Source organism: Halorhodospira halophila (assembly GCF_016653405.1).
GTDB lineage: Bacteria > Pseudomonadota > Gammaproteobacteria > Nitrococcales > Halorhodospiraceae > Halorhodospira > Halorhodospira halophila_A.
Genome location: NZ_NHSN01000007.1, coordinates 1 through 18,575 on the forward strand (window position 1 = coordinate 1; position 18,575 = coordinate 18,575).

Sequence of the window (18,575 nt, forward strand, 5' to 3'; positions counted from 1 at the left end):
CCCTTGGAAGCGTGACATCCAGGCAACCACGACCGAGCGACAGATGCTGTCGCTAGGCCTCGATCCCGACTGGGCGACACGCCCCTTTTTATGCGACATTTGTGCGACACTCATGCGACACTACCGCGGCTATTCGCGACTAATGCAGACTGGCTGATGTTTTATAGGATATTGTTTTTACTGACTTAGGGCGCGCCAAACAAGGGCCTAAATCCCCCACGTCGTGCTCTTTTAATCCGCTGGTCGCAGGTTCGAATCCTGCACGGCCCACCATCTTCTCTCTCCCAAGTCAGCAACCCAGCCTGCCGCCGGAAGCCGGCCCACTTCCTCATGGGCATGCATTGCCTCACGGCATTCGGCGGATCCGTAAAAGACCCATCTAGAGCGGCCACTCGAGGACAGGATGCGAACGCTACTGACGGTCATATCTACCCTGCTTGTCGTCTGGGCAGGCCTGATCGGCTCCCTTTACGCCGTCGAACGGCTTGGGGAAAACCTCGGCTACGGCGTGGAGCGCATGGTCCTCGGCGATGAGACCGAGGAGGATATTGAGGAGTTTGACAGCTGGCTCGAAGCCCGGGCGGAGCGCCTGGATAAAGCCGGGGAGCACCTACCCCGAGCCGGAGCTCTGACATGGATCGCGCCCCCGGGCTTCCGCGCGGAGGTACGAGATCTGATCACCGAAGCGCGGGCCCTGCATGCCGATACCAAGGCGTTGCTCGACCAGGCTCAGGAACTCGACGAGCGCCATGAAGCCTTCAGCGGCGTCGTGGGCGAGCCCCTGTTTGTCGAGGGGCGGGGGCTTCCGGATGAGCAGGCCCTGCTGCAACAGGAAGCCCTGGAGCTGACCCGGGACCTGGAAGCCATCGTCGAACTCGCTCGAGCCTGGCAGGAACTGCGGCAGCAAACCCGTGAGCTTAGCGCCCGGGGGGAGGCGCTCCAGAGACGCGCCCATGCCGAGCGCGGCGCGCTCCAGCCTTTTTAAGTAGCATGTGTGGCATAAACTGAGGGCACGACCGAGGCAGAGACGCCGAGACCCGCCATGGAGACGAAGATCAGCGAGGAGGAGCGCCTGAGGCAGGTGCGCGGCCTAGATCTCTGCGAGGCCGCCGCTGAGGGGGAGCACCCTGCTCCCCTCGCTCTGATGAGCATCTACCTTGAGGATGCGGCCGGCCTGCGCGCCAGTCGCCAGACGGCCTCGGCAGACCGGCTGCTCGCCGCCACCGCTGCCCGGCTCCGGGCCGCTCTGCCGGAACAGGCCAGCCTCGGGCACTGGGAGGCCAACGAGCTCCTGGTCTGGGCGCCGGCCGCGGCCCCCGGTTGCGATCCGGAGGCCATCGGCACCAGCGCCGCGGCGGCGCTCCAGGAGCCGATCACCACCGGCATGGAGCAGATCCGTCCCACCGTCGCCGTTAGCGTGGTCCAGGCGCCCGATGACGGCGAGCGCCTCGATGAGCTCACCAGCCTCCTCCACCTACTCACCGGCAACCAGCGCGGCGCCGGCCGGGTCCGGGTGGTCCAGAACGGCACCGGCCGGCTCGGGGTCTCGGAGCAGATCCATCTCGTCCAGCGCCTTGACAAGGCGCTGGACGAAGGCTGCATCGAGCCGCACTACCAGCCTCGCTTCGACCTGGCCTCCGGCGACATGACCGGGATGGAGGCCCTCGCCCGCTGGCACGACCCGAAACTCGGATGGATCTCGCCGGGCGAGTTCATCCCCCTCGCCGAGCGCACCGGGCGCATCGAGGAGCTCACCGGGGTGATCCTGCAGGCCGTTTGCCGCCAGGTCCGCGCCTGGATGGCTGAGGGGATCACCGTGCCGCCGGTGGCCGTGAACATCAGCCCGCAGGAGCTGCTCGAGCCCCGCTTCGCGCCCCGGCTGCGGCAGGCGCTTGCCGAGACCCGCCTGGCGCAGCCGCAGGTGGAGCTGGAGATCACCGAGCGCGGCTTCAGCGAGGAGCTCCAGCCCATGGCGCTGGCCATGCGCACGCTCGCCGAGCAGGGGACCCCGTTCGCCATCGACGACTTCGGCACCGGCTACTCGTCGCTACTCTACCTCCAGCAACTGCCGGCGCAGCAGGTCAAGATCGACCGCAGCTTCACCCAGGGCCTCCTCGATGACCCCGTCTCCGGCCGGATCGTCGGGGCGACCGTGGGAATCGCCGCCAGCCTGGGCATGGAGACCGTCGCCGAGGGCGTGGAGACCGCTGCGGAGGCCGAGGCCCTAAGCCGGCACGGGGTGGACCAGGCACAGGGCTTCTACTACGCCCGGCCCATGCCGCCGGGCGACCTCTGGCCGCGCCTCGGGGCGGCGGCTCCCGCCTGATCCGCCGGCGCCCTCGCGGACCACCCGCGAGGCGCGCAGCGCAGCCAGTTAGCCGGCTGCGCCGCTGCGCAGCCCGGCCCCGGATCCGGCCGCTACACGGACCGCAGCGTACCGACGAGGCCAACCATGGGTTTGTTCAATCTCGGCAACAAAGACGCCTACGGCAAGCAGCGGCGCATCGAGCACCGCGGCAAGTACCTTCGGGCGAGTCGTACTGGCGGGGTAGCGCTGCGCGCCCAGGCGCGGGCGGCCGATGTGAATCTGACGGCGAACACCCGGCGCGGTGTCCGCGCCTCGGTCACGCCGGCGAAGAACACCCAGGTAGCGCTGCAAAACGGCCGGTTCATCCTGCGCGGGCGCTACGGCAAGGGGCCGACCAAGTTGAATCTGTCCAAAAGCGGGGCGAGCGTCTCGACGCGCAACCGGCTCGGCTCGTTCAACTGGTTCCGCCCCAACCGCTCCTCGGCGAAGGTCTTCGGTGTCCAGGTCCGTGGGCAGAAGGCGGCGCAGCTGCAGATGGTCTACATGGTCTTCGCTGCCCTCGTCGGCGGCGTGCAGCTGCTCTTTGTGGTCATCGGCGGGCTGTTGCGCGGCGCCGTCGCGCTGGGGCAATGGCTCGTTGATCACGCGCGGGCCCTGCCACGGCGCTGGCGCAACGCCCGGTTGCAGCGCCAGCGCCGCAGGGTCGATCCGGCGGTGTCCGAGGCTATAGCGCGCCTGGATGCCGACGGGCTCAGCGCCGCACTCGCCCTGGCCGTCGCCCTCTGGGGGCGAGGCGAAACACTCGACGAGGGATGGCGCCGCATCCAGCGCCGCGTCACCCAGAACCCGGGCTTGGAAGCCCTCCCCCGCTCACCGGAGCTGTTCGAGTCGGTTGCGGTGGAACTCGAGCGCTGCCGCGCTGCGGTGCAGCCGGCACAGGACGCGCACCGGATTGTGCTCGCTTTGCTGGCCGAGGCGGCGGCGCAGGGGATGGACGGCGAGCGGCGGGCCGCACTGTTTTTCGATGTGGACGATCTGGCCCTGGCGCGGGGACCGCGGACCGTGCTGCAGGAGGAGTTGCTGGAGATCTTCGCGGACCACGCCCAACTGAGCCTGGAGCCGGCCATGCCGGCCGGTGGAAAACAGGGCCAGCGCAGGCAACCGCGCGAGGCGCCTGAGGCAGCGCAGGGACCGATCGATCTCAACACCGCCTCGATCGAAGAGCTCCAGGAGATACCGCACGTCGGTCCCGAGCGCGCCGCGGCGATCGCCGCCATGCGCCCCATCCAACGCATCGAGCAGCTCGAGGCCATTGACGGCATCGGCCCACAACGGCTTCGGGAGATCGCGGCGCATGCGCGGCTGAACGATTCCACAAAACCTGTGGAAAACCGTGTGGAGAAAGTCGGCTGAACCCGCCGACCGAGGGCCTTCGAGACCGATTGGCTAAAGTCTCGCCAGCGCCAAAGCGACCACACATCAGGGGGTTACACTTGCCCCTTCCATTACTCAGTGGGTTATGCCGGATCTTCCATTGCCTGTGCAGAATTGGACCGTACCAGTTCTGCGTCGCGTGAGATTGTCAACCGGTATTCGGCGGTAGCGCCGGCCAGAAACCGACCGCGCCCTGGGCTGTCAGGGTCGCAGCCACGCGCGCTGTCCGGCGGTCCGGCCTCCGATGGCCGCGCGCAAGACCAGACCATCATCGATGCCCCGCCCCAGGATCAACCGCCGCCGTTGGCGGCACTTGCCCCGGGCAGCTCCTGAATGAAGTTGCCCCGACTGCGGCTCGTCACATAGAGCCGGCCAGAGTGAACCGCGAAAAGCGCCTCCACGCTGCTGTCATCCCGCACCTGCGCCCCGCCCGATGTTGCCAGGGCGTTCCGTATCGCTGGGCCGATATCAAGGATTTGGTCCCGATCGAATCCTGCCCGGAGCATCGCCTCCGCCAGCTCATCGGCGCCTACCGGAGTAGCCTGGCCAACCGTGATCGGCGTCACCGCCTCCCGGCTCATGGCCACGCCCCGCTCTGTGGTCGCGCAACCGCTCAATCCCAGGACGACTAGAAGCGCAAGCAGCAGCAGGCGCGGCCGACGCCGACTGCTCGCCTCTGCCCTGGTCATTCGTCCCTCCTTGCCCCGGTCTCCAGCCGGCTGAGGGCCGCTGCCAGCGCATCCCGGAACTCGTCCTCATCGATAACCTCTACCGGTGGCAGCTCGCGGCGTCCGTCGCTGAACAACCGATCCGACTCCTCGACGAGGGTGGCGGTCACGAACACGGCCACCTGCCGCGCCTCGTGGTCGAGTTGATCACTGCGGAAGGCGCGTCCGAGCAGCGGCAGCCTACCAACCCCCGGAACGCCGGTTCGCGTAAACCGCGAGCGTGTATCCACCAAGCCTGCCACGGCCGCCGTCCCCCCGTTCTCGACCTGCACCGTACTGTGCGCAGTGCGGCGGCTGACCACCGGCAGGTTCGACGCCCCCCGCCCGACCACATCGCTGACCTCGATATCCATGTCCAGGGTCAGCTCGCCGTTCGATCCGACCTGTGGCGTGATCGCGAGGACGGTTCCGGTCTCGATCTGCTCCAGCTGCGCGCGCGCGAAGGTCGTCGCATCCGTGGTTATCTCGAACCACTCCTCGGTGACGACACTGATCTCCGCCTCCTTGCCGTCCTGAGCCAACACCTGGGGGGTGGAGACGATGGTGGCCTCCTCATTCTGGGTCAGCATATTGAGCGTCATGGCCAGGGCGTTGGTGAACTCACGCCCCGGCGTGAACCCGATGCGCAGCCCCCAGGGCCAGCTCGGGTTCGTCTCGTCGTCGATGAACGTACCCGCAGTGGCTGTGGGGAAGTCCCAGTTGACGCCAAAGTCGAGCAGATCCCCGCGCTCGAGCACTACGACCCGCGCGTCGAGCATCACATGGTGGCGCGGTACGTCGATCGCGGCGAGATCTGCCAGGATCCCGGCGCGTATCTGCGCCGGCGCGGAGACCGCCAGGGTGTTGGACTCCGCGTTCGGGCGCACATAGGCGTGCAGCGCCTCCGGCAATAGGTCCATCGCCGTCCCTGCAGAAACGTGCCCTAGCTTGACCAGCTCCGTACCCCCCGATGCAGGAAGGTCAAGGTCCACGGTGAGCCCGGGCGTATCGAGCTCGTCCAGCTGCCCAAGGATCCGCTCAAGCGGTCCCGCCGGGGCCGTTACCGCGACTGTGTTCCGCTCGTCGTCCACCCGCACGTATCGCTGCAGCCGCGGCGGCAGCAAGTCGCGAGCCGACCCCGCCCTGATGTGCTCCAGCCCCACAAAGCGGGTCTGCTCACCCCCCGGGGTATCAATGACCCCGAGCTCCGCCACGATCTGCTCCAGGAGCGAGACCGGCGCCGTGATCGCCAGCATGTTGGACTCGCGACCCACCCGCGCGTAGCGCTGAAGCGCGTTGGGCAACATCGCCCGCGCCTCCTCGGCTCTTTTATGATCAAGCCGGATGAGCCGCGTCTCGGAGACCGAGGGGAAGATCGCCGACGACTCATCGGGGCTGAAAACCAGGTAATAGTCGGGATGCCGATAGACCTGGTAATCCGACCCTGCGAGCAAGAGCTCCAGGGCCTTGTCGACGCTGACCTCGTCGAGCTCAACCGTGACCAGCCCGCTGACGGTGGGATCGGCGATGATGTTCACGCCCGCCTGGGCGCTGACATCCTCCAGGGCCATGCGCAGGCGGGCATCCACGAAAACATTGCTGATCAGGATCTCGTCCTGCTCCGCCATGGCGAACGGCAGGCTGATCCACACGGCAGTGCCGAGCACAACGTGACGAAGAAACCCCTTGATCATCCGCCCCCCCAAGCGTGCGCGCAAACCGCGCTCGCTGCTCCGCCGCCTGCGGAGCAAACCGCGTCGGCACCCCCGTCTTCACTCCGCCCGCGCTGCTGCGCCCGATCCGCCCGTGACCATCAGCTCCCGCTCGCCGCCATCGGCGACGTCGCCGATGTGGACGGCGACCGACTCCTGTGCGATCCGTGTCCCACCCTGGTAGGAGGTGAGGCGCAGGGTGTACTCGCCCGGCTCCACCGCGGACAGGTCCAGCGTACCGCCGAGATCGCGCACCCCCAGCGGGAGCAGGACCCCCGCCTCACCGGCAAGGTCCGAGCGAACGACAATCCGGCCGGTCCCGCTGATCAGCTCGACACCGGCAGCCGGGTCTAGATGGACACTGCCCGTATTCGTGAGCCTCGACTGCACGACCGCGCTCGACGGCTCATCGCCGAGAGCGACACCGATACGGCCGATCGAGGCCTCCACCACCGGCTCCACCGCCTCGTGTTGCAGGCGAAGCATCGAGCGGGTCTGCCCGGCGCTCTGCCCATCCGCGTACCGGCCCTCGAGGACGATATCCGCATAGTAGTTCGCCTGCTCCACGCCCTCCCTCGGGACCCGGCTCATGACTCGGATGGTGCGCTGGCCGTCCGGGCGGATCGTGAAGCGTTCCGGGCGCATCTGCACCCAAGGCGCAGCGGAGAGCTGATCCCCCATCAGGTCGCCCATCGCTACACCCCGCAGCGCCTCCGGCGTGCGCACTGCAGCCTCCACGGTCACCGGCCTGTCGGCCGGGTTCGTCACCGCCACCGTCTCGGCTCGCGTGGCACCGGGGACCACGCCCAGGTCGATGGAGGCGGGCTCCAGACGGAGCGCCGTGTCATACGCCACCGAGTCCGTGTCCGGGTCTCCCTCGAAGTCGATCTCCTTGACGAGGCGTGGCTCGCGCCGCCCGTCCACCGCGATCTCGCCGACCAGACGGTACTCGCCCGAGGGCAGGCGCCGCTCCAGGTCCCGGGCGAGCTCCAGACTCGCACCGGGCAGGACGTTCCTCCGAGCGAGCTCCGTGCGCGTAACCAGGCGCCAGCTATCCCCGACGCGCCTCTCCACCCGCAGGTCGCCTTGCACGCTGGAGTGGGTACGCCCCCGGTTGTCGATGGCGAAGGCCACGCGGGTGGTCGGCTCGCCGATCTCGTTGCCGTCCGCATCGCGGCCGTCGTCGAAGCGCATGGACACGTCGCTGAGCCCGACATCCTGGCGCACGGGGCGGCCCTCGATCTCGGTGAGCAAGGGAATCAGGAAGCCGAAGCTCAACGCAAAAAAACCCTGCTGGTCCTGCTGCTCGCCGCGCTCAGGCGTCGGCGGCGCCTCGGTCAGCACCCGGATGGCCGAGACATAGGCGCCGCGCGCATCGGGCGGGACCCGGAGCAGGACAGGGATCTCCGCCACCGTCTCGGGCTCGACGACCACCGTATCGGACGGCAGCTCGATCCAGTCCCGGCTGGAGGCCTGGCGCGCCAGCTCGCCGAGCGTCTCGCGCCGTGTCCCGTCAACAATGCTCAACCGGCCATCCTTTCTCTGGGCCAGGTCCACCACCTCGAGGCGCAGCGTCTCCGCCTGGCTCGCGTGGTGGTTCTGAACCCGTAGCGTCACCCGGGAGGTCCGGTTCGCCGGGATGTCGGCCTCCACCTTCATCGGCCGCACCGTGAGATTTTGCTGGGCCGAGGCCGGGTCAATGCCGGGACCGATCAGGGCGGCCGCCAGGGCTGCCGCAGCCAGCATGCGGGGCATCCGGAACACGTTGGTAATCTCCTCACGTCTAGCGAGCGGCGAGCGGTGTCGCCATCAGGGCAGGATCGTCGCGGTCAGCTCGATCCTGTAGGTATCGGGGTCAGCGAACGTCGGCTCATCCGGCAGGGTTACGTCCCACTTGCCGACCACGCTGAGATAGACATCGTGGATGCCGGCGCAGAAGTCGCCGCCCGTAGCGGCGTGACCGTTCACCTCGAACGGGGTGTCGGCCCCACCCCGCAGCGGTGCTTCAGGCGGCACGCCAAAAAGCTGGCTTGTTCCCCCGAAGGCCTGGAAATTGACGCCGCCCCCGGCAGGGTCCGGGACAGCGGCAACCGGCACCACGCCCAGGGTATGGCCCGTACTGATGCCAAGGGCCTCGCCGAAGAAATCACCGCCGGCATCGCGGAACGCGTCGCTGCGCGGGAAGTCAATCCGGATCGCATCCACGCAGAAGTTTGTCGCAAGGCGAATCTGCCCCGGCTCGTCCGCGTCGGGGTCCGGTAGCCAGCCCGTTCGCAGGTTATCGGATATCAGGATCGAGCCGCTCGCCTCGCCGACCTCCAGCACCGCAACGTCCTCGACCGTCACCGCCACCTCCACGATCTGGGCGCTCTCCGAGTGCTGCGCCTGCGCGCAGGGCGACAGCCCTATCGCCAGGAGCAGTCCGGCCCCCATTCTTGCTCGAGAATCCATGGCGCCGCCCTCCGCCTCCCCTCATCCTGCGAGCGGCGGCCCTGTAGGGCCGCCGCTCCGTTACCGCAATGGTGCGACATCCATCGCGGACACCCGCAACGGCATCAATCCGGGATCACGGTCGCCGTGAGCTCGATATTGTAAGTATCCGGCGCAGCAAACTCGGGCTCCTCCGGAAGCGTCCGGTCCCAATTGGTCGAGACACCGAGGGCGAAGTAGTGCTGGCCGTTCCCGAAAGGTGCATCCCTATCATGGTTGAGGGGCACGTCAGATCCACTGTGCGAGGTCATGGAACCCCCACCGCTAGGAATGTTTTGGCTCTCGTCATCCCAGTTCGCGATCTGGGGCCAGACCCCGAGCGTATTATCAGTGTTATTGCCCTTAGCTACACCGAAATAGGTAGAGGGATCCGGCTGCCGAAACCCACTCTGACGTTCGAAATCGACCTGAATCGCGCCCACATCGTAGTTGGTCGAAAGACGAATGACAGCGAGGTCGCCGCCACTGAACACGCTACCGTCCGACGAGGGGGTGCCCATGAACGTATCCGAGTCATCGTCGATGACCATCGAGCCTTGTGACCTAATGACGTCGAGGACCGCGATCTCCTCGACTGTCACATCGATTTCGACCACCGCGTCCTCCGCCGCAGCCGGAAGGGCCATCCCGAGAGCCACGAGCGTGGTTGCGCCCGCTGCAATTTTCTTCATGACTTGATCCCCTTTTACATCAACACGAATGTTGAGTTGCCTGATGGACCGCTCAGGGACCCGTTGCCGGGATCCCGCCGCGGTACGCTCCTGCGCCGCGCGCGCCGCCGAACCGGCTTGCTGGCGTCCGAGTCAGGCTAGCCTCGGGGCAGCCCTACGCGAATCGGCCATAGCTCCATGATGTATCCCCCACCTCGATAGCCATTGGTAGGAGTCCGCTCCATCCCGCGCGGAAGGCGGCTTCCGGACACTATCCCGCCCCCTGCCCGGACCGCGCCCCACTCAGGTACCGCCACCCGATCAGGGCCGCGGCCGTCCGGTTGGCGACACCGAGCTTGCGGTAGATGCTGTAGAGGTGCGTCTTGACCGTGCACACGCTCATGCCCAGCTCCCGCCCGATGGCCTCGTTGGTCGCGCCCTCGCCCAGCGCACCCAGGACCTCTCGCTCTTTGGCGGTGAGCCCATCCAGCCGCTCGCGCTCCGCGGCGTCACCCGCCTCGGGCATCGCAGCGGTTGCCGCGGCCGGAGTGGTGCCCTCCCTGCGCAGCTGCAGCAGATACTCGTTCAAGGCCTCCCGCGGGAACCACAGCTCGCCGTGGAGCATGGCCTGCACCCCGCGGACCAGCTGATCCGGCCCCGTACCCTCCGGGAAGACGCCCAGGATCCGGCTATGCGCTAGGTAGCGTCCGAGCTCGACGCCAGGAGGCACATTCAGCAGCGCCACACCGGGCCCCGCCCCCGGGGCACCGGCCTCTTCCATCCCGGATGCCCGGTCCAGGGCGTGAGCACTCGAGGCCACGTCCAGCAACAGGAGCCGGGCGGCCCCATCATCGAGGAGATGCTCCAGGTGAGCGTCATCCGCCATCCGGCACTCAGGGGGCAACTGTTGGTCGAGATGCTCCGCCAGCAGCCGGTTCTGCAGCCACGGCTTACAGAGCAGGCAGACCTCCGCGACGGTCACCTCATACACCATATCGTTGCCGGACGCGGGCATAGGGCATCCTTCCTCGGCGATGGCCTCTTCGGGTGCACTACCTGGCTAGCAGGCGTTCTTGCGGGTTACCCGTCGGAACCCGGATACCAGGTAAGGTAGCGCGCGGGGCTGCGCCGGAGTACCGACCAAGGGTCTAGATCACGGACGGCTCCGGCCAGGCGCGCGCTAGTAGAAAGGTGGGAGATCCGACTCTAGTCTACGACTTTCGGGTAGGGCGTCCAGCCAGCGGCACGCCCAGATGGCCGCCTCGACCCGGTTGGCGACCCGCAGCTTGCGGTAGAGCGCGTTCAGCTGGGCCTTGACGGTATGGACACTGACGCAGAGCCGGTGGGCGATGGTCTTGTTCGGCGCCCCTTCCGCGAGGGCATGGAGCACCGCACGCTCGCGGGCCGTAAGCGCATCGAGCACCCCGCCCGATGCCACCCCCGCTGTGGCGGGTCGGCACCGCTCCGCCGCGATCCAGGCGCTGAGCGCGCGGCGCGGCAGCCAGATCTCGCCATCGAGCATGGCATCGACCCCTCGGAGGAGGATCTCCGGCGACGTGTCCGCGGTGAACACGCCCACGAGGCCGGGGCACCCGAGCAGCGGCGCTACGTCCTCCGGACCCGGGACATCGAGCAGGGCCACCCGGCTGCAGGCCGCGAGCCCCGCCGCCTCCCAAGTAGACGTCGAAGGCTGCTCTTCTCCAAGGCAGCGCCACGGAACCAGGAACAGATCCCGATCACCGCCGGCTATGGCCGCGTCCAGCGAGGCCGGCTCGATCAACTCGGCCCGGCAGACACCACTGTGCTCGATCAACTCGCGCAGCAGGCGCGACTGGATATCGGCGCGGCCCACGAGTGCTACCCGCTTCGACGGCAGTTGCGCGCTGCCGGCAGAGCGCCCCGGCGCCGGGCGTGCGGGGTGCGTCGGTGCATCTCCACCAAGCGCAGCCCCGGAGGCAGCGGCGTAGCACGCCGAGCTTGCCGCGAGCGGGCCCAGCTGGTTCTCTCCGCAGCCAGCCTGTCCACTGGCCTGTTCGTCGGTCATGCCTCGCCTCCGATACCGGACATCCGGCGCCTCATCCTTGACATTCGTTAGCTCCCTGGTGACCGAGTAGAGCGAGACATTAACAGAACACAAACACCACACGGAGTGTAGCAGTAGCCTCAGATCCCTGCCCCGCCGGAAACGCAGCGACGAAACCAGCTAAAAACCGTCCTCGGTAGCGAGGTAACGCCAGAAAGCCGAAAACCGTCCACGGCAGCGGGGTAACTCCAGACCCTCACCGATGACAGCGGCTGGTGCCCCGTCAACCAGAAGACCTTCGCGGTGTTGACTGCCCCCTAGGCTGCGAACTCGATCAGCAGGTCCTTGGCCTCGATCTGGCTGCCGGGCTGAACGTGTACGGCTTTGATCTCGCCATCGCGCTCGGCTTGCAGCGCCATCTCCATCTTCATCGCCTCAATGGTCAGCAGCAGATCACCGGCCTGGACATGCTGCCCCGGTGTTGCGGCCACCGAGACCACCACACCGGGCGTGGGAGCGCCCACATGGGCGGGATTGCCCGACTCGGCCTTGGGGGCCTGCACCACGTTCGCCTTGGCCTTGCTGTCCGCCACTCGAACGGTCCGGGGCTGGCCGTTGAGCTCGAAGAAAACGCGGCGCTCCCCGTCGTCACCCGGCTCGCTGACGGTCATCAGCCGGATCTCCAGGGTCTTGCCGTGGTCGATGTCAACGCTGATCTCCTCCTCCGGCTCCATGCCGTAGAAGAAGTTGCGCGTTGGCAGAGCGCTCACGGGACCAAAGCGTTCGCGACGCCGAATGTACTCGGTGAAGACCTTCGGGTACATCAAGTAGCCATGGAGGTGCTCGTCGTCGATTTCGGCGCCGTCGAGCGCGTCGCTGACCTGTTGCCGGGCTGTTTCCAGATCGAGGGGCTCGAGGTACTTGCCGGGGCGATCCTGCAGCGGCTGCTCCCCTTTGAGCACTTTCTGCTGGATACCCTGCGGCCAACCGCCGGGCGGCTGCCCGAGGTTGCCGCGCAGCATGTCGATGACCGAATCCGGGAAGCTCACCTCCACGGCCGGGTCCTCGACCTGCTCGCGGGTCAGGCCCTGGCTCACCATCATCAGAGCCATATCACCCACCACCTTGGAGGAGGGGGTGACCTTCACGATGTCGCCGAAGATCTCGTTCGCGTCGGCGTAGGCCTGCGCCACCTCGTGCCAGCGCTCCTCCAACCCCAGCGAGCGGGCCTGCGCCTTGAGGTTGGTGAACTGCCCACCCGGCATCTCGTGGAGGTAGACCTCGGACGACGGTGACTGCTGGCCGGTCTCGAAGGCGGCGTAGTGGGCCCGCACCTGCTCCCAGTAATTGGAGATGGCACGGACATCCGCCATGTCGATCCCGGTGTCCCGCTCCGTATGCCGCAGCGCCTCGACGATGGAGCCCAGGACCGGTTGCGAGGTGTTGCCCGAGAAGGCATCCATGGCCACGTCGGCCACATCGACGCCGGCATCGGCCGCGGCGAGGATGGTGGCACCGGCAATGCCACTCGTGTCGTGGGTGTGGAAGTGGATCGGCAGCCCCACCTCCTCCTTGAGCGCCCGGAACAGCACCCGTGCCGCCGCCGGCTTGAGCAACCCGGCCATATCCTTCACCCCAAGGATGTGGGCACCGGCATCGCGCAACGCCTTGCCCATCGCCACGTAGTACTTGAGGTCGTACTTGGCGCGGCCCGGGTCGAGGATATCGCCGGTGTAGCAGATGGTCCCCTCACACACCTTGCCACTTTCTAGCACCGCGTCCATCGCCTGGCGCATGTTCTCGACCCAGTTGAGGCTGTCGAAGACGCGGAAGACGTCGACGCCGCTCTCGGCGGCCTGGTGGACAAAGGCGCGCACCACGTTGTCCGGATAGTTGGTGTAGCCCACGCCGTTGGAACCGCGCAGCAGCATCTGCGTCATCACGTTCGGCATCGCCTCCCGGATCTGCCGCAGCCGCTGCCAGGGGCACTCCTGCAGGAAGCGATAGGCGACGTCGAAGGTGGCTCCGCCCCAGCACTCGACGCTGAACAGCTGCGGCAGATTGGCCGCATACGCCGGCGCTACCCGAGCCATATCGAAGGTGCGCATGCGGGTTGCCAGCAGCGACTGGTGGGCATCGCGCATGGTGGTATCGGTGAGCAGCAACTCCTTGCGACCCGCCAACCAATCGGCCACCGCCTGCGGCCCCTGCTCTTCCAGCAGGTTGCGGGTGCCCGGCACCGGCTCACCCCGCGGGGCGGGCGGCACCGGCAGGGGCAGCCCAGCCGCCGGCCGGGGCCGATCGAGGACCTCCGGGTGGCCGTTGACGGTGATCTCGGCCAGATAGGTCAGCAGCCGGGTGGCCCGGTCCCGGCGCTTGTCGAACGCGAAGAGCTCCGGCGTGTTGTCGATAAAGCGCGTGGTGTAGGTGTTTTCGAGGAACACCGGGTGCTTGATCAGATTCTCCACGAACGGGATGTTGGTGGAGACGCCACGGATGCGGAATTCGCGCAGGGCGCGATCCATCCGCGTAATCGTCTCCGCCGGTGTGGGCGCCCAGGCCGTTACCTTCACCAACAGCGAGTCGTAGTAGCGGGTGATGACCCCGCCGGCGTAGGCCGTGCCGCCATCGAGCCGGATCCCCATGCCGGTCGCCGAACGGTAGGCCGTGATGCGGCCGTAGTCCGGGATGAAGTTGTTCTGCGGATCCTCCGTGGTGACCCGGCACTGCATGGCGTGACCGTTGAGCCAGATCTCGCCCTGGTCGGCCTTGCCCGTGGCCGTATCCAGGTGCTCGCCTTCGGCGATTCGGATCTGCGCCTTGACGATGTCGATCCCCGTAACCTCCTCGGTCACGGTGTGCTCGACCTGGATGCGCGGGTTGACCTCAATGAAGTGGAAGGCACCGGTCTCCATGTCCATGAGGAACTCGACCGTACCCGCATTCCGGTAACCCACATGACGGGCGACCTTGAGCCCCAGCTCACAGACCTCGGCGCGCTGCTCCGGGGTCAGGTACGGCGCCGGTGCGCGTTCCACCACCTTCTGGTTGCGCCGTTGCACCGTGCAGTCGCGCTCGAAGAGGTGGTAGAGGTCGCCGTGGGTATCGCCCAGCACCTGCACCTCGACGTGGCGGGCCCGCTCGATCACCTTCTCGAGATACCCTTCGCCACTGCCGAAGGCCGCTTCCGCCTCGCGCCGCCCCTCCAGGACTTTCGCTTCCAGCTCTTCGGGGCCGTGGATCGGTCGCATGCCGCGTCCACCGCCACCCCAGGAGGCCTTGAGCATCAGCGGGTAGCCGATCTCGTCCGCCCAGCGCCGGGCAGCCGCCATATCCTCTCCAAGCACCTCGGAGGCGGGGATCACCGGAACACCGGCAGCGATGGCCACCCGCCGTGCGCTCGCCTTGTCCCCAAGCTCGCGCATCGTCTCCGCCCGCGGCCCGATAAAGGTGATACCGGCGCGCTCGCAGGCGTCGACCAACTCAGGGTTCTCCGAGAGCAGCCCGTAACCAGGGTGAACGGCGTCCGCCCCGGCCATCTTCGCGACCCGGATGACCTCGTCGATGGAGAGGTAGGCCTCGACCGGCCCCATGCCCTGGCCAATCTGATAGGCCTCGTCCGCCTTGAAGCGGTGGAGCCCGAGCTTATCCTCCTGGGCGTAGACGGCGACGGTACGCTTGCCAAGCTCATTCGCCGCACGCATCACCCGAATGGCGATCTCGCCGCGATTGGCGATCAAGATTTTGTGAAACAGAGCCATGGATTCCCCGTGCAAACAGTGAGTATTGCGTCAGTCTACACGGCACTGAGTTCTGCAGTCCGCCCCTTCATGGAGCCTTTAGACGAGCCAGGACGCCCCCAGGAAGCTGGGGGGCGCGGCGTCCTTGAGTTCCATTGAGGGCCCCGCTACGGCATTTCGGCGGCGAGTTCCTCGAGTTGGCGGACCTCATGGGGACCACCACCGGTTAGGGAGCGCACCTCCCCATCCGGATCCTCGTAGACCAGTCGCGGCACCTGCGCGATACGGGCTGCCTGTGCCTTTTGCGTGTTGGCATCCACAGCCGCCGCGGCATCATCGAGGCGGCGCTCCGCGTCGAGCCAGTCGATGGCCCCGGCCCGCGCTTGATCGCCCAAGTAAGCCACGAGCACCCAGCGCCACTCGATGTTGGGGGTGGGTTGGTTCGCCACGGCTCGGCGTAACTCCGTGCACGAGGGAGAGTGAGTCGTGGAGCCCTCATTAACCGCGCCATGGACGCCGCGTCCCGACCCGGGTAGCGTCCCGGATGGACGGATCCGGTAAAGGCGCAAGCGCAAACATGTGGGACGAACGTTACGCAGACCCCGACGAGTACGCCTACGGCACGCAGCCAAACACATTCTTCGCCAGTGAGGCCTGGCGCATCCCCGACGGCCCGGTGCTCTTCCTGGCCGAGGGCGAGGGGCGCAACGCGGTCTGGCTGGCCGAGCGCGGCCACGCCGTTACCGCAGTGGACGGCTCTGCCGTGGGGCTGGAAAAGGCACGCCGGCTCGCGGCTGAGCGCGGCGTGGAGATCGAAACCGTCCACGCGGATCTGGCCAACCACCCCATCGAGCCCGAGGCGTGGGCGGGGATCGTGTCGATCTTCGGCCACCTGCCCCCCGACATCCGCCGCGAGGTACATCGACGCGCCGCAAACGGTCTGCGCCCGGGAGGCCTCTTCCTGCTCGAGGCCTATACACCGCGGCAGCTGGCCTACGGCACCGGCGGACCACCGACGGCGGAGATGATGATGGACCTGGCGGGCCTGCGCGCCGAGTTGCTGGGCCTGGAGTTGCTGGTCGGTCAGGAGATCGAGCGCCGGGTCGAGGAGGGGCGCTACCACAGCGGCCTGGCCCACGTCGTTCAGATAGTGGCGCAGGCCCCGTAGCGTCGAGCGGGATCGCGGGCAGCCCGCGCGCGGCCGGGCCAACCCCACCCCAGGACATCCGTGCGGAGGTGCCGTGGCAACCGAGGTTCAGCTGGTTTGGTTCAAGCGCGACCTGCGCATCCACGATCACGCCCCGCTCACCGAGGCCGCACGTCGCGGCGTGGTCCTGCCTCTGTACGTGGTGGAGCCGGAGCTCTGGCGCCAGCCCGATGCCTCCGCTCGGCAGTGGCACTTCGTGCGGGCGAGCCTGAAGGATCTTCGCAAGGCGCTGGCCACCCTCGGCCAGCCGCTGGTGGTCCGCCGCGGGGATCTCTGCGAGGTACTGGCGGAGCTGCAGCAGCACTACACGATCGCCGCCGTCCACGCGCACCAGGAGACCGGTAACGGCTGGACCTACGCCCGCGACCGCCGCGTTGCCGCCTACCTCAAAGCTACCGGCATCCCCTGGCTGGAGTACCGACAGCACGGGGTGGTCCGCGGCCTGCGCGAGGTGGTCCACGCCACCCGTGCCCGACGCGCGGCGCTGCGCGAGCAACCCCGCTCCGCCGAACGCGGTCAGTGGCTGCGCTCCCTGAAGGGCTTCGAGGAGCGACTGCACTGGCATTGCCACTTCATGCAGAAACTCGAATCGGAGCCGCGCTTCGAGCACGAGAACATGCAGCGCGCCTGCGACGGGCTCCGCGAGGCAGAGTTCGACCCGGCGCGATTCGAGGCCTGGTGCCGCGGCGCCACCGGGTTTCCGCTGGTGGATGCCTGCATGCGCCAGCTCAACGCCCGGGGCTGGCTGAACTTCCGCATGCGCGCGATGGTGGTTGCCTTCGCCAGCTACCACCTGTGGCTGGACTGGAAACGGACCTCGCCCTTCCTGGCGCGACAATTCACGGACTACGAGGTGGGCATCCACTGCTGCCAGATGCAGATGCAGTCCGGGACGACGGGGATCAACACCCTGCGCATCTACAACCCGGTCAAGCAGAGCCAGGAGCAGGACCCTGCGGGCACCTTCATCCGGCAGTGGTTGCCGGAGCTGGCCCACGTACCCGATCGCTGGCTCCACGAGCCGTGGCATATGCCCACCTCGGTGCAGCGGGCCACGGGGTGTTGGATCGGCCGTGACTACCCGGCGCCGGTCGTGGATCACCAGCAGGCCGCCCGGCACGCCCGCGAGCGTTTTCGCGCCATCCGCCGAGACCCTGCCGCCCATCGTGAGGCGGATGCCATCCAGCAGGCCCACGGCAGCCGCCGCCCCGCCCCCAGCCGACGAAGGCGCCCGAAACCGGACGACCACCAGGGCCGGCTCTTCTGATCAACGGGGGCGCCTCACTCAAAGCGATAGGCGCTGTGGCAGGCCACGCAGTGGGCACAAGCGGCTGATTTGTATCCCTCACGCCACGGAAAACATCCGCCTGCGGAGCCCGGATGCCGGCCCGTTCAGTTCCAGTTCACGCCCCGCGGTCCAAAGCTCGGTATTATTGAGAGTTATCATTCCCCCCATGCTCAGGCTGTCACAACGGCCTCTCCGGCAAGCCACATTGGTACAATACATATGCGATGGTTTTTCGCCGCATTAAACAAAAGCTTCGATTTCGGGTGGCGCTCCCACCGGCGGGAATTCTGGCGATTCTGGGGCTGGGCGGTTGCGCTGTATCTGCTGATTCTTCTTTTTGAATTCATTCTCCCCATCCAGCCCTTGCGTGCAAGCACCCTGTTCGGACTGGCGATGCTGCTGCCCGGCTTCGCCGTCACGGTCCGCCGTATGCATGACATCGACCGCAACGGTTTCTGGGCTTTGCTGCTCCTGCTCCCGGTGCTCGGCTGGCTCATCGTGGGGTTCCTCGCCACGCGACCGGGGATCCGCGATAAGAATGAGTGGGGCCCGGATCCGCGCCGCGTGCGGCCCATCCCCATCATGCCGAGGTAACACCCGCGGCTTCGTGGTCAGGGCCACCGGCCCTGGCTACCAGCCAAGCTGCCGGAGCACCGCCCGCGCGGCGCCAACCCCCTGCTGGTCATCCGCATCGCGGGCCTGGACATCCATCTCGTGCTCGAAGAGCAGCAGCCGCAGCACCTCCACACCCCGGTGGAGCTGGCTGCGTGCGGCCAGGATCCGGGTCAGCACCTCAAGGTGCTCGCGCCCCGAAGTTCGTCAGCTAATCGCGTAACTTCCCGTTTTGCTTACACCTCGTAAGCGAAAAATGCCACAACAGGCCTTCAGACGGGCCGTTTCGGGACCTCGATGCCGACGTCTTTGAACAGCTCCAGTTGCTCCGGTGATGGCTTGGTCACGCCCTCGAAGTCGCGGCCACCGATGCGCACGGTGTGGCGCTGGATCTGACGCAGCGT

At 67.3% G+C, this 18,575-nt stretch carries 16 protein-coding genes; 6 read left to right on the top strand and 10 right to left on the bottom strand.

What is annotated here, in order from left to right; translation table 11 throughout:
- Positions 1 to 403: 403 nt before the first annotated feature.
- The 3 genes from CCR79_RS02040 (at position 404) to CCR79_RS02050 (ending at position 3,721) form a co-directional block, all read left to right on the top strand.
- Positions 404 to 985 (top strand): hypothetical protein, encoded by a 582-nt coding sequence (locus CCR79_RS02040; protein ID WP_201168185.1) that lies wholly within the window; start codon positions 404 to 406, stop codon positions 983 to 985.
- Between the two features lie 57 nt (positions 986 to 1,042).
- Complete coding sequence (locus CCR79_RS02045; protein ID WP_201168187.1) at positions 1,043 to 2,326, top strand: putative bifunctional diguanylate cyclase/phosphodiesterase; 1,284 nt, start codon at positions 1,043 to 1,045, stop codon at positions 2,324 to 2,326.
- Positions 2,327 to 2,452: 126 nt separating this feature from the next.
- Positions 2,453 to 3,721, top strand: a complete 1,269-nt coding sequence (locus tag CCR79_RS02050) for a ComEA family DNA-binding protein (RefSeq protein WP_201168189.1) — start codon at positions 2,453 to 2,455, stop codon at positions 3,719 to 3,721.
- Positions 3,722 to 4,032: 311 nt separating this feature from the next.
- Here the strand turns inward: CCR79_RS02050 and CCR79_RS02055 are convergent, their stop codons facing one another.
- The 9 genes from CCR79_RS02055 to CCR79_RS02095 form a co-directional block, all read right to left on the bottom strand.
- Complete coding sequence (locus CCR79_RS02055) at positions 4,033 to 4,431, bottom strand: hypothetical protein (protein WP_201168191.1); 399 nt, start codon at positions 4,429 to 4,431, stop codon at positions 4,033 to 4,035.
- Entirely contained in the window at positions 4,428 to 6,143 is a 1,716-nt protein-coding gene (locus CCR79_RS02060) for a type II secretion system protein GspD (RefSeq protein WP_201168193.1), read from the bottom strand. Before CCR79_RS02060 ends, CCR79_RS02055 begins: the two co-directional genes overlap by 4 nt.
- 78 nt (positions 6,144 to 6,221) lie before the next feature.
- Positions 6,222 to 7,925 carry a hypothetical protein gene (locus tag CCR79_RS02065; protein WP_201168195.1) on the bottom strand — a complete coding sequence of 568 codons (1,704 nt, stop codon included), beginning with the start codon at positions 7,923 to 7,925 and terminating at the stop codon, positions 6,222 to 6,224.
- A 45-nt stretch (positions 7,926 to 7,970) separates the two neighbouring features.
- A complete protein-coding gene (locus CCR79_RS02070) occupies positions 7,971 to 8,612 on the bottom strand; it encodes a hypothetical protein (protein WP_201168198.1) in 642 nt (213 codons plus the stop codon).
- 104 nt (positions 8,613 to 8,716) lie between these two features.
- Positions 8,717 to 9,322 carry a hypothetical protein gene (locus CCR79_RS02075; RefSeq protein ID WP_201168201.1) on the bottom strand — a complete coding sequence of 202 codons (606 nt, stop codon included), beginning with the start codon at positions 9,320 to 9,322 and terminating at the stop codon, positions 8,717 to 8,719.
- A 250-nt stretch (positions 9,323 to 9,572) separates the two neighbouring features.
- Positions 9,573 to 10,295, bottom strand: coding sequence for a response regulator transcription factor (locus tag CCR79_RS02080; protein ID WP_201168204.1), 723 nt, complete (start codon positions 10,293 to 10,295; stop codon positions 9,573 to 9,575).
- Between the two features lie 186 nt (positions 10,296 to 10,481).
- Positions 10,482 to 11,345, bottom strand: coding sequence for a response regulator transcription factor (locus tag CCR79_RS02085; protein WP_201168206.1), 864 nt, complete (start codon positions 11,343 to 11,345; stop codon positions 10,482 to 10,484).
- 296 nt (positions 11,346 to 11,641) lie between these two features.
- A complete protein-coding gene (pyc, locus tag CCR79_RS02090) occupies positions 11,642 to 15,085 on the bottom strand; it encodes a pyruvate carboxylase (RefSeq protein ID WP_201168208.1) in 3,444 nt (1,147 codons plus the stop codon).
- Between the two features lie 146 nt (positions 15,086 to 15,231).
- Positions 15,232 to 15,513: a hypothetical protein gene (locus CCR79_RS02095; protein WP_201168210.1), complete on the bottom strand. Its 282-nt coding sequence runs from the start codon at positions 15,511 to 15,513 to the stop codon at positions 15,232 to 15,234.
- Positions 15,514 to 15,641: 128 nt separating this feature from the next.
- Here CCR79_RS02095 and CCR79_RS02100 point away from each other — a divergent pair, with 128 nt between their 5' ends.
- From CCR79_RS02100 to CCR79_RS02110, 3 genes are all read left to right on the top strand, one after another.
- Complete coding sequence (locus CCR79_RS02100; RefSeq protein ID WP_201168212.1) at positions 15,642 to 16,232, top strand: SAM-dependent methyltransferase; 591 nt, start codon at positions 15,642 to 15,644, stop codon at positions 16,230 to 16,232.
- A 73-nt stretch (positions 16,233 to 16,305) separates the two neighbouring features.
- Positions 16,306 to 17,538 carry an FAD-binding domain-containing protein gene (locus tag CCR79_RS02105; protein WP_201168214.1) on the top strand — a complete coding sequence of 411 codons (1,233 nt, stop codon included), beginning with the start codon at positions 16,306 to 16,308 and terminating at the stop codon, positions 17,536 to 17,538.
- A 240-nt stretch (positions 17,539 to 17,778) separates the two neighbouring features.
- Positions 17,779 to 18,153 carry a DUF805 domain-containing protein gene (locus tag CCR79_RS02110; RefSeq protein ID WP_201168216.1) on the top strand — a complete coding sequence of 125 codons (375 nt, stop codon included), beginning with the start codon at positions 17,779 to 17,781 and terminating at the stop codon, positions 18,151 to 18,153.
- A 36-nt stretch (positions 18,154 to 18,189) separates the two neighbouring features.
- Here the strand turns inward: CCR79_RS02110 and CCR79_RS02115 are convergent, their stop codons facing one another.
- Positions 18,190 to 18,351, bottom strand: coding sequence for a hypothetical protein (locus tag CCR79_RS02115; RefSeq protein WP_201168218.1), 162 nt, complete (start codon positions 18,349 to 18,351; stop codon positions 18,190 to 18,192).
- Positions 18,352 to 18,575 lie beyond the last annotated feature (224 nt).